10 protein-coding genes and 2 pseudogenes are annotated in these 10,692 nt (G+C 61.6%); 1 reads left to right on the top strand and 11 read right to left on the bottom strand.

Features of this window, described 5'->3' with window-relative positions; all coding sequences use genetic code 11:
• Nucleotides 1-224: 224 nt before the first annotated feature.
• The 7 genes from AC1DGP_RS34220 to AC1DGP_RS34190 form a co-directional block, all read right to left on the bottom strand.
• Nucleotides 225-356, bottom strand: coding sequence for a hypothetical protein (locus AC1DGP_RS34220; protein ID WP_441508838.1), 132 nt, complete (start codon nt 354-356; stop codon nt 225-227).
• Nucleotides 357-734: 378 nt separating this feature from the next.
• The gene (locus AC1DGP_RS34215; protein WP_441508837.1) at nt 735-1,052 is read right to left on the bottom strand and encodes a hypothetical protein; all 318 of its coding nucleotides are present in this window, start codon (nt 1,050-1,052) and stop codon (nt 735-737) included.
• A gap of 309 nt (nt 1,053-1,361) precedes the next feature.
• Nucleotides 1,362-2,822 carry a short-chain fatty acid transporter gene (locus AC1DGP_RS34210; protein WP_441508842.1) on the bottom strand — a complete coding sequence of 487 codons (1,461 nt, stop codon included), beginning with the start codon at nt 2,820-2,822 and terminating at the stop codon, nt 1,362-1,364.
• A gap of 139 nt (nt 2,823-2,961) precedes the next feature.
• Complete coding sequence (locus tag AC1DGP_RS34205) at nt 2,962-3,612, bottom strand: 3-oxoacid CoA-transferase subunit B (RefSeq protein WP_441508836.1); 651 nt, start codon at nt 3,610-3,612, stop codon at nt 2,962-2,964.
• Nucleotides 3,613-3,624: 12 nt separating this feature from the next.
• Nucleotides 3,625-4,272, bottom strand: a complete 648-nt coding sequence (locus tag AC1DGP_RS34200; RefSeq protein ID WP_441508835.1) for a CoA transferase subunit A — start codon at nt 4,270-4,272, stop codon at nt 3,625-3,627.
• Between the two features lie 145 nt (nt 4,273-4,417).
• Nucleotides 4,418-5,200, bottom strand: coding sequence for an enoyl-ACP reductase FabI (gene fabI, locus AC1DGP_RS34195; protein ID WP_441508834.1), 783 nt, complete (start codon nt 5,198-5,200; stop codon nt 4,418-4,420).
• A gap of 12 nt (nt 5,201-5,212) precedes the next feature.
• Complete coding sequence (locus AC1DGP_RS34190) at nt 5,213-7,453, bottom strand: DUF3141 domain-containing protein (protein WP_441508833.1); 2,241 nt, start codon at nt 7,451-7,453, stop codon at nt 5,213-5,215.
• 706 nt (nt 7,454-8,159) lie between these two features.
• On the opposite strand from AC1DGP_RS34190, the gene AC1DGP_RS34185 reads away from it, so the two are divergent.
• Complete coding sequence (locus AC1DGP_RS34185) at nt 8,160-8,495, top strand: hypothetical protein (RefSeq protein ID WP_441508832.1); 336 nt, start codon at nt 8,160-8,162, stop codon at nt 8,493-8,495.
• 402 nt (nt 8,496-8,897) lie between these two features.
• Here the strand turns inward: AC1DGP_RS34185 and AC1DGP_RS34180 are convergent, their stop codons facing one another.
• From AC1DGP_RS34180 to AC1DGP_RS34165, 4 genes and pseudogenes are all read right to left on the bottom strand, one after another.
• Nucleotides 8,898-9,293 (bottom strand): phasin, encoded by a 396-nt coding sequence (locus AC1DGP_RS34180; RefSeq protein WP_441508831.1) that lies wholly within the window; start codon nt 9,291-9,293, stop codon nt 8,898-8,900.
• 126 nt (nt 9,294-9,419) lie between these two features.
• Nucleotides 9,420-10,205, bottom strand: coding sequence for a 3-hydroxybutyrate dehydrogenase (locus AC1DGP_RS34175; RefSeq protein WP_441508830.1), 786 nt, complete (start codon nt 10,203-10,205; stop codon nt 9,420-9,422).
• Between the two features lie 90 nt (nt 10,206-10,295).
• A pseudogene (locus tag AC1DGP_RS34170) lies at nt 10,296-10,553 on the bottom strand (GntP family permease); the annotation flags it as partial.
• 9 nt (nt 10,554-10,562) lie between these two features.
• A pseudogene (locus AC1DGP_RS34165) lies at nt 10,563-10,692 on the bottom strand (IS630 family transposase); the annotation flags it as partial.

The raw sequence follows: 10,692 nt of genomic DNA, 5'->3' as shown, positions 1-10,692 counted from the left end.
TCAAATCCATCCACGACAATCATCAGGAACGACCCAGGCAAATCACCTCGCACCTGCCGGCTTCAAATCGGAACAGGGTGCCGGAATGAAATCGGAACAGGGTGCCGAATTCATATCGGAATTGCCCGCCGAATTCGTCGGAATCCGCACCCTTTGTCGGCGTCGAGGTCGATGGGCGCTACATTCGTATCTATGGCGATGACACCGACTAGGCCGTCCGGATTTCAGTCGACGCGAGACTCGCTGGACGGAAATTCGAGCTGGTCCGGATCGATCTTGCCGAAGCGGATCAGTTCCTTTCGGGCATCGACGAAAAGAGGAAAATCGCCGCGTTGAAGCGAGATTTTCATCTTCACGTGGCCATCACGGCTCGAAAGGCCGGGTAAGGGCGCGGCGATCCGGCGATGATCGGTCGAGGGACATCCTTGGGCTTTCGGATGGCAGTGAAGGCGCAGCGTACAACGTTGCTACGCCGCGCACCGACAGGCAATCGTGCCGCCGTATCTGTCCCCCGCCTCAAATCCACGAACCATCATCGCTCGGTTCACGCCGTGTACTGCGGCAATATCCACCAAGCGGCAGAGTGTGGCCGGCGCCAGCGGCAGCGAAGCGGATCATCAGGGCGATCGATTGATGGCCATTGGATCGCGGATCAGCGATGCATGTAGACCGTGGTCTGCTCCGACTTCGTCTGGCCATGCATCATCCCGTGCGTGCCAGATGGCCTGCGCCCACTAGGCCGGCGGAGTGACGTAGCCGCGCTCGGCCATGCAGCCGAGATAGATCGACTTAACGGCCTCGCTCCGGCGGGCGGTAATCTGGTCGGCTGCGTCGCCCCCCACCGCACCATTGGCCCGTATCGTGTTGGCCGGCAGGGGCGCCTTGTTGGCTTTACGAATGCAGGCGGCTGCATCCTTGTTCACCAGCGCCTCCAGCGTCGCATTTCCAATGATTGCCCGGCCATCGACGCGCTGCATCCTGGGAGGAGCGGTGCTCACGGCCTGGCAACTGGTGAGTGAGATCGACGCGACAGCGACGGCGTAGCGAAGCATGAAACCCTCCCTAGTCTCCCAAAGGAGCACAGTCAGCGAGTGGTTCAACGGTGAATGGCGTCTCATGCGCGGCCCGCGTCGAAGCCGCAAGGCGGCCCACGCCGAAGGCCTACGATCCGAACGGTTATTTAACCGTCGATCGGAGGCGGAGCCGCCGACGGGGCTTTCTGGGTTATGCAAGCACGAATTCCGTCGTCGGCCAGGCGAAGCGGCGCAAAAATCCAGATCGTAATTGCGTGATCAAGTGAATCAAGCAAACGCCGATTTGCCCAGCGGCTATTTGAGGCTCCGGCTGGGGGGCTTCCCTTCTCATGGGATCACCGGCGGGTGATATTCTAGGGTGTAGGCTAGGGCCCAGAGCAAGAACAGCACCAGCGGCAGATGGACGAGCAACTGCAGGAATGTGAAGCCGACAATGTCGCGCGCCTTGAGGCCGAGTACGCCGAGCAAGGGCAGCATCCAGAAGGGATTGATAAGGTTCGGCAGCGCCTCCGCGGCGTTGTAGACTTGGACCGCCCAGCCCAGATGCACCTTGAGGTCGTTGGCGGCCTGCATGACATAGGGGGCTTCGAGCAGCCACTTGCCGCCACCGGACGGGATGAAAAAGCCAAGCACCGCGGAATAGACACCGATCACCAGTGGATAGAGGTGCTGGGTCGACATGGCGACAAAGGCATGGGCGATCTGGTCGGAAACGGTCAGCCCGGCATCGTTCTTCGCCATCGTGAGGATCGCTGCAATCGAGCCGTAGAACGGAAACTGGATGAGTACCCCAGACGTCGCCGGCACGGATTTGACGACCGCATTGAGGAAGCGCTTCGGCCGCCAATGCAGCAGCATGCCGAGCATGATGAAGAGGAAATTATAGGTATTGAGGCTCGAAATCGCGATCATCGTGTCTTTGGTCGCGAATTCATGAGCCAGCCAGCCAGCCGCCAGCAGAACGATCAGGATCGTCAGCAATGGCGAATGTTCCAGCCATTCTCCCGGCTGCCGTGGTGGCGGCAGGTCGTCCGTGACGTCCCGTTCGACATTGATGTTCATCGCTTCCGCCGTGACGGCTTTGTCTGGCCCGGGGGCCGACCAAACGGCGATCACCACCGAGACCGACAGCAGGACGACAGAGACGACCACCGACTGCCACAGGAAGATGGTTTCGGAGAACGGGATCACGCCCGTTATCGGCAACAGGGATTTGGGCAGACTTCCCGCATTGGCCTGAAGTTGCGCTGCTGACGAGGAAAGGCCCATTGCCCAGGTTGCACCCAGACCGAGATAGGCCGCCGCAGCAGCGGCGCGATAATCCATTTTCAGCTCGCGGCGTTCCGCGAGTGCGCGCACGAGAAGGCCGCCGAAGATCAGGCTCAGGCCCCAGTTGAGTAGCGATGCAAGCATGCTTACCGCCGCGACAACACCGACGGCGCCCGAGCCGGAACTGGGTATGGCCGCGAGGCGGCGGATGAGCCGTTGAGCCGGAGCGGAGACCGCGACGACATAACCGCCGATGGCGACGAATGCCATCTGCATCGTGAATGTGATCAGGCTCCAAAATCCGTCGCCAAAAGCCCGGCTGACGGCAAGCGGCGAGGCACCATTCAGCATCGCCGCCAGAGAGACAATCACAACCGCGATCGCTACAAAAACGAAGGCATCGGGGAACCAGCGCTCCGCCCAGGTCGTGAACGAGATCGCGATCCGAACCAGCAACCCGTCCTTTTGGTTTGGACCGCTGGATGCTGCATCCGACTTAGCCAAGCTCGCCTGTGACATGCCGCAGATCCCCCGTGTTGTTCTGGTGTCAACTCGATGCGCAATGGACATCGCGAAGCAGGCCGCATAAGGAGCCTGCATCCCAAGGATACGCTGCACCTCCCCCCTCTCGCTGTTCTACCGCCTGCCGTCGGCACGGCTACAGCCGCATCTCCTCGACATTGTCCGGAATGGCGAGCTTCGCCTCGGTCGCCGCAATGACTTGCTCCACCGACACGCCAGGGCCGAGTTCAAGCAGGGTCGCCTGTCCGTCGGGAAATCCGATGACTGCCATTTCACTGACGACAAGGTCCACCGGCCTCACCGAGGTCAGGGGCAGCGTGCATCGGTTGACGATCTTGGGCTTGCCCTTGGCGGTATGCTGCATCGCCACGATCACGCGCTTTGCACCGGTGACGAGGTCCATCGCACCACCCATCCCCGGCACCATTTTGCCGGGGATCATCCAATTCGCCAGCAAGCCATGCGCATCGACCTGCAGCGCACCGAGCACCGTCATGTCGACATGGCCGCCGCGAATGAAGGCGAATGACATCGCGCTGTCGAACGTACTGGCGCCAGGCAATGCGGTCACCGGGCGTCCGCCGGCATCCGTCAGCGTGGGATGCGCCATCCCCTCCTCGGGGATCGGGCCGGTTCCGATCAGGCCATTCTCCGACTGAAAGAACACCGTGATGCCCGTCGGCACGAAGTTCGCCACCATGGTGGGGATGCCAATGCCGAGATTGACCAGCATCCCTGCTCGCAACTCGCCTGCGATGCGCTTGGCGATGATCGATTGTGCATCCATCGTCCTGATCCGTCAGGCGTTGGTGACGAGATAGTCGACCAGCGGCGCGGGCGTCACGACGTGGTCGGGCGATATCAGTCCTACCGGCACGATATTCTCGGCCGTGACGATGGTGGTATCGGCTGCCATCGCCATCACCGGATTGAAGTTTCGCGCCGTGAGCGCGTAGGAAAGATTGCCGAGATAGTCGGCGAGAAAGGCATTGATGAGCGCGAAATCCGCCCGGAGGGCAGTCTCGACGAGGTAGCTCTTGCCGTTGAGGTCGATCCGCTGCTTGCCTTCCTCGACGAGGGTCCCGACGCCTGTCGGAGTGAGTACGCCACCGAGCCCGCTGCCGCCGGCGCGGATGCGCTCGATGAGCGTGCCCTGCGGCACGAGATCGACCGCCATAGTACCCGCAATCATCTGCCGCTGCGTCTCCGGATTGAGGCCGATATGGCTGGCGATGGTGCGGCTGACGAGGCCGGCGTCGACGAGCTTGCCGATCCCCCGTCCGGGAACCGCGTTGTCGTTGGCGATCACGATGAGATTTCGCTTACCCTGGCGCACCAGCTCGTCGATCAGGCGCTCGGGCGTCCCGACGCCCATGAATCCGCCGATCATGAGGGTTGCGCCATCCGGGATCAAATTGACCGCATCCGCGCATGAGACAGTTTTCATTGTCGAATGTTCCGATTTCGATGAAACTAACACATTCAATTTCAAGCTCAAATTGTAAATCGTTCTTGATAAACGTTCTTGAAATCAAAAAACGTCAGTAACATTGTCTTTCTTGAGTCTTTTTTGCTTTTACCAACCCCTTGACCTAATCGATAATGTGGTAACCGCCGTCGATATAGAGCGTCTGTCCGGTGATGAGGCGCGCTGCATCATGCGCCAGGAAGGCGGTGGCCATGCCAACGTCGTCGATGCTGACGAGGTTACGGGCCGGGGCTTTGGTCCTGGCCTTCTCGAGCAGTGCGTCGAATTCCGGGATGCCCGAGGCAGCGCGCGTCGCCAGGGGGCCCGGCGAAATGGCATGCACGCGAATGCCTTTGGGACCCAGTTCGGCGGCGACATAGCGCACCGCGCTTTCCAGCGCTGCCTTGGCCACCCCCATGATGTTGTAATTCTCGACGACCATCTGGCTGCCGTAGAAGGTCATCGTGAAGAGCGTGCCGCCCTTCTTCATCAGGGGCTCGGCCAGATGGGCCATTTGAAGAAAGGACCAGCAGGAAATGTCCATGGTGGCGAGAAAGCCCTCGCGCCCGACATCCACCACGCGGCCATGCAGCGCCTCCTTGGGAGCAAACGCGATGGAATGGACGACGAAATCGAGTTCGCCCCAATCCTTGGCGATGCGCTCGAACACGGCTTCCATCTCGCCCGGCGTGCGCGCGTCGAGCGGCATCACGATCGGGGCTTCGATCTCTTGTGCCAGCGGCTCGACAAATTTCTTGGCCTTTTCGTTGAGATAGGTGACGGCGAGTTCCGCTCCCAGCGCACGAAACGCCCTGGCACAACCCCAGGCGATCGACTGATCATTGGCGATGCCAATGATCAGTCCCTTCTTGCCCTCGAGCAGCTTTGCTTTGACGACAGGTATCATCGAGTGCCCTTCTCAGGTCTTAGGTTTCGCGAACCTCAGGACTCCATTGCCAGGATCGGCCTTTCCAGCGGTTCCGCCGCCGAACAGCCCGACGATACGCTCGAGCCTCTGCGCTGCCTCGCCTGTCATGTCGCCAGCCGCGCTCAACACGCGCCGGAGTGCCGCAAGCGCCTTCTGGCGCGCTTCGTGATCGGGCGGCAGCAGATCGGGAATGGCGCTGAGCGTCGCCTCCTCGTCGATCAGCAGCATGTAGTATTGCTCGCGCACGAGCGCCTTGAACTCGGCCAGGCTCGGTTTCGGCTTGTCATCCTCGACTTCGGCCCGCAGGCCGCGAATGGCCGCAAGGCCGCGTTCGTCGGCACGGCCGCGCGCCATACCGACATGGAGCAGGCCGCGGACCAGGCACTCGCGCAAGCCGCCTCTGGGGATGCGCGATTTCAGTTCGGCGATGCGGGACTGCAGGAGTTCGCGATGGAGCGGGCTTGATTGCGCCTTCCGCAGAGGTCGCGCATCGGTCGGATCGATGCCCACGGCGGCCTGCAAGGCGGGTGAGCCGTAGACCGACAGGAATATGCGCTCGCTCCAAGATTCAGTCGTTTCCCGCCAGGCGTCGAGGCCTGCGACGATCTGCTCGGACACCGCTTGCTGCATCGCGAGAAACGGATTGCCTGCGGCAACCGGCCGCCGATCCTCGCTCGCCCGTTCGGCCATAGCCTTGACCGGCGCCATCAAAGGATTCGCATCGGAGAAGAGTTCGTATTGCAGCCGCAGAGGATGCAGCTTTCGCATGGCGTCGGCGACGGGTGCCGAGGTCATGCTGCGGACCATCGGCTGCGCGAATGCGCGATAGAGGGCGAGGTTGATCTCCGATACTCGTGCGGCAGTGGCGAAGCGGCGCTCATCCTCCGCATCATTGCCGCCGAGCGCACGAATGTCGTCGAGCGTCCGCGCCTCACAACGCATCACCCACTGCCCCGCGACGAGATCAGGGCTGACCGTGTCCGCCTCCTTGGCTTCCAGCACCGCCTCGTACAGCCCTGGCGGCAGCACATCGATCATGTCGATATTGCTGGAGAACTCGTCGTGCTCCTTGCGGGCGACGCCGGCGGAAACAAAAATCCCGAGATGCCCGACGGATTCATGGATCGTGTAGACGATGGTCTGGCCGTAGGCGCGGATTTCGTCGATGTCCTCGTAGAGATCCAGGATCCATCCGAGCGCCTGCTGCGGCGGCGTGATGTTGTCGCCCTTGGAACAGAACACCACGATCGGCGAACGGATATTGCGCAGATCGATTGCCACTCCGTCGGAGGTCCGGATCTCGCCGGCCGCCAGCTTGTTGCCGACGAAAAGGTCGTCGACGATCGCCTGGATTTCGGCGGCGTTCAGATTGACATGCCCGCCCCACCAGCGCTCGAAGCCGAGATAGCGCGGCGCCTCCGTGTCGATCTTGGAATAGAGATTGTAGCGCTTGCTCCAGAGCGTATTGGCCGGGTTCTGGTTCTCGAAGTTCTGAACGAGCCAGGCGCCGTCGAACTTGCCGGCGCCAAGGTCGGAGGTGAGCGCGGTCAGCCAGCTCCCGCCCAACAGACCGCCGCTGTAGCGCATCGGGTTCTGTCCGCGCACGCCCGCCCAATAGGAGAGCGGCGAACCGGCGATGATGATGGGGCCGAACAGCTCCGGCCGCAGTGATGCAAGCATCATGAGCGCCCAGCCCGCCTGGCAGTTGCCGATCACGCAGGGCTTGCCGTCGGCCTGCGGGTGCAATGCGATGACCCGCTCGAGGAAAATCCCCTCGGCGCGGGCGATGTCCTCGATGGTCTGGCCCGGCATGGGCTCGGGCAGGAATCCGACGAAATAGCAGGGATGCCCGGCCTTGAAGGCGACGCCGATCTCGCTGTCGGCCTTGAACCCGCCGATACCCGGCCCGTGCCCGGCCCGCGGATCGACCACCACGAAGGGGCGGCGCATAGGATCGACCGAAACGCCCTCGGGCGGGATAATCCGCACGAGAATGTAATTGACGGGATGATCGAGGTTGCGGCCGTCGAGAACGACCTCCGCCTCATAGTCGAGCACATGCGGAGCGGTCTCGGCGAGATGCTCGCGATACTGGTTTCCGCTCTGGCGCATCACATCCATGAACAGGAGGCTGCGCTGCGCGGCGTCGACCATGTACTCCATCGCAGCGCCAAACGGACCAAAAGCCCCGGTGGTCGCAGGCTTCTCGGGTTGGCCAGGCTTTGACATCATCGCCCTCGCCTCTTCGGTTTTATGCGTTCATATCGGCGGAACAAGCACTTTAGGCTGGTGCCGACGTGCTGCAAGCCTGTATTGAGGCGTCGCGGCAAGGCAATTGACCTTTGGGGCAATCCGCCTCCCGTCTGGACCACCGATTACGCCCAAGCGTGCCTCGACCAGCTTGGGCTCGCCCCATCCGGAACTCCACCCCCGTCGTCCACAATATCCACCGCAACGGGTCAATGGGATCTGGAAAAGCGGCCGTATCCACCCATTCGCTGACTGCCCAGCCCGATGGTGAAGGTGGCACGCCATCGGCTCGGAGCAGGTCCAGAGCGCCATGATCTCCGCACCCGACCCGGGGCTTTGAGGGGACCGCCTGCGCCTGGATAAAGCGGTGCCCAGTGCCCAGCTCCGCGCAAATAGCCACGGTCATGGTTGCAGACATTGACGTTGATCGTTGGCGCAGAGAACAATCGGCCTGCCGAAGCGCGAGCTGCTGAGTTGAACGGCGCTCAGAAGCCGCTCGCTGAAGAGCGAGGCGCATGGCCGGACTCCGTGCCAGACACTCGAATAGGGCAGGAGCTAATTTGGGCATTCCTCATTGGCTTTCCGCCCACGCCCTCAGGGGAGGCTCAGAAGCTGACTGCGAGCAACCTCGAAGCCGCACCGAAAGCACGCGTCTCGCGCCGGCCCCCCAGCATCAAGGAGCCCCGCAATGAACCTCGACAGCGGAGCGGTGGAGATAGCCGCGCGGGCAATGTGTGAGAATGTGTACTCTTCCTGCGAGGCGCCTTCACCAGAGAGCTACGAGGAGCATTGGCACTCAGTGCGCGACCACTACCGAGGGCAGGCCGAAGTCGCCATTCGCGCCTACCTCGCCGCCGAGCCAGCCATCCCGGCGTTGGTCGCCGAGCGAGATGCGGCCGTGACGGGGCTGTTGGGCCTCCTGCGTGACGAGTATTGCGCCGCCTTTGAAGCGGCCTATGCAGTTAGAGACCACGCAATGCTCGCCGCCCCGTCGCCCGCCCACTGCGGAGATAAGCGTGAGTGACACCCCAAGATCAACAGCCCCACGGGATAGCCAGCACGAGCCCCACCAGCACGCGGAGCGCCCACCCCCCGTCAAGGTCGCTTGCCAGCGAGACGATAAGCGTCAATCGCATCGTCAGCCACGCCTCGTCGTCGAAGGCGCCAGCCCAAGGCTCTAAACCCAGCTGCGGATCAGGTTCCGCGACAGGTCGTGTCGGCGGGCGAGGCTATGGAGCGTCTCGCTAGCCAGGTAGTCCTGCGCCACATGGTGCTTGAAATCAGGTGCTGTGGGTGCGGTGCCGGGGCCATGGCTTCCATCCTTCGAAAGCCCGGATCTCCGGTCAATTGCCACGCTTCAAACTGTCTGCCTCAAGGGGCGCACTCCTCATTCGCATCGAAGACGACGACGATCTATGAGAAGCGATCACTTCGGCTTTGTGAGTGTGTTGGCCGTCTCGGCAGCCTTCGCTGCCGCATCCTGCGCAGCCGCGCCCAATTCTTTGAGTTGGGTCTGAAACGCGGCCATCTGAGACTTGAGGAAATCGGACTGGAGCTGCATGACTTCCACCAGGTCTTTCGCCTTGACCAGCTTCTGGGCCAGATCGAGCCCGGCAGAGACATTGTTGTCTGCATAGGCGATGGCCTTGCGGCCGATATCCTGCATGTCGAAAAGCGCAAACCCGGCAGAACCAGGGGCGGCCTCGACCGCTTTCCGCGCAGCGCCGATGAAGCCGTCGAAGGCCTTGCGAGCCTGCTCGACGTTACGTTCAGCGAGTTCACGCATTTGGGCCGGCACTTCGTAGGGTGTCTTGCCATTCATGGAGTTTCTCCCCTATTCAACAATGAACACTTCGATCGTTCTGCGCCACAGTATCGTGCTCGTTTGCGATGACAAAGGCTCAAGGGTCAGCCTGCCCCTCATCACCACGGACGTTCTTGGGCGCCTCTAATGGGCGGTCCACCCGCCGTCGATCGACAACATGGTCCCAGTGATCGACGATGCGGCGTCAGAACTCAGAAAGAGCGCCAGCGCCGCAATTTGCTCCACAGTGACGAACTCCTTCGTTGGCTGCGCCTCCAGCAGCACATCCGCAATGACTTGCTCCTTGGTGAGACCGCGAGCCTTCATCGTGTCCGGGATTTGCTTCTCGACCAGCGGCGTCCAGACATAGCCGGGACAGATCGCATTGACCGTGACGTGATCTTTCGCCACCTCAAGAGCGACTGTCTTGGTGAGGCCGGCAATGCCATGCTTCGCGGCGACATAGGCGGATTTGAAGGGTGACGCGACCAGCGCATGGGCGGACGCTGTGTTGATAATACGTCCCCAACCACGTGATTTCATGCCGGGAACGACCGCCTTGGTCGCGTAAAAAGCGGCGAGTAGGTTGATTCGGATGATCGCTTCCCACTTGTCGTCGGGAAACTCCTCGATCGGCGCCACATGTTGGATGCCGGCGTTGTTGACAAGAATATCGACCCGGCCGAACTCCTGCTCGGCCATCCGCACCATGCCGGTCACTTCCGCGCCCTTCGACATGTCCGCCGGCGAGTACCGGCAGACCACTTTGAAGTCGGTCTCGATGCCCGCGCGCTCCTTCTCGATGGTGGCGGCGTCTCCGAAGCCGTTGATGAGTATGTCGGCGCCCTCCTTGGCGAAAGCGCGCGCCAGAGCAAGCCCGATTCCACTCGTGGATCCGGTAACGACGGCCGCCTTTCCTTGAAGTGACATCTTGCCTCCGATGGCGCCTAAACGCCGTTTGTGTACTGGAACCCTGCCCGTTCGCGACGAACCTCGCGACGGATCTGTGAGATGAAGCGATCAAACCAGTCCGGTCGTGTAATAGACGGCAATGACGACGAACACAGCGAGCGTCTTGATTAAGGTGATCGCGAAGATATCGCGGTAAGACTGCTGATGAGTCAGGCCGGTCACGGAAAGTAGGGTGATAACCGCACCATTATGTGGAAGCGTGTCCATGCCGCCGCTCGCCATCGCGGCAACGCGATGCAGAACTTCAAGCGGGATATTGGCGGCATTGGCGGCAGCAATAAACTGGTCCGACATGGCCGCTAGAGCATTTTCACGTTATTCCGGCTCATATCCGGCAGCCCTGAAGTAGTTTTTGCATTCGTCGGGAGTGAAGGCGTCGAGGATTGTTCCGATGGTTCGCCAGAGGCCTTCGACGGTTCGCTCGGCTGCTTTTCGCAGGAGCGCC

The organism is Allobosea sp. 05T433, assembly GCF_056396065.1.
This window is presented reverse-complemented; position numbering and strand designations above follow the sequence as displayed.

What these genes read in the sequence shown, in the direction of transcription:
- AC1DGP_RS34205 (WP_441508836.1), bottom strand. Translation starts at nt 3,612, where the DNA reads ATGGATGCACAATCGATCATCGCCAAGCGCATCGCAGGCGAGTTGCGA.
- AC1DGP_RS34185 (WP_441508832.1), top strand. Translation starts at nt 8,160, where the DNA reads ATGAACCTCGACAGCGGAGCGGTGGAGATAGCCGCGCGGGCAATGTGT.
- AC1DGP_RS34190 (WP_441508833.1), bottom strand. Translation starts at nt 7,453, where the DNA reads ATGATGTCAAAGCCTGGCCAACCCGAGAAGCCTGCGACCACCGGGGCT.
- AC1DGP_RS34175 (WP_441508830.1), bottom strand. Translation starts at nt 10,205, where the DNA reads ATGTCACTTCAAGGAAAGGCGGCCGTCGTTACCGGATCCACGAGTGGA.
- AC1DGP_RS34210 (WP_441508842.1), bottom strand. Translation starts at nt 2,822, where the DNA reads ATGTCACAGGCGAGCTTGGCTAAGTCGGATGCAGCATCCAGCGGTCCA.
- AC1DGP_RS34200 (WP_441508835.1), bottom strand. Translation starts at nt 4,272, where the DNA reads ATGAAAACTGTCTCATGCGCGGATGCGGTCAATTTGATCCCGGATGGC.
- AC1DGP_RS34215 (WP_441508837.1), bottom strand. Translation starts at nt 1,052, where the DNA reads ATGCTTCGCTACGCCGTCGCTGTCGCGTCGATCTCACTCACCAGTTGC.
- AC1DGP_RS34180 (WP_441508831.1), bottom strand. Translation starts at nt 9,293, where the DNA reads ATGAATGGCAAGACACCCTACGAAGTGCCGGCCCAAATGCGTGAACTC.
- fabI (WP_441508834.1), bottom strand. Translation starts at nt 5,200, where the DNA reads ATGATACCTGTCGTCAAAGCAAAGCTGCTCGAGGGCAAGAAGGGACTG.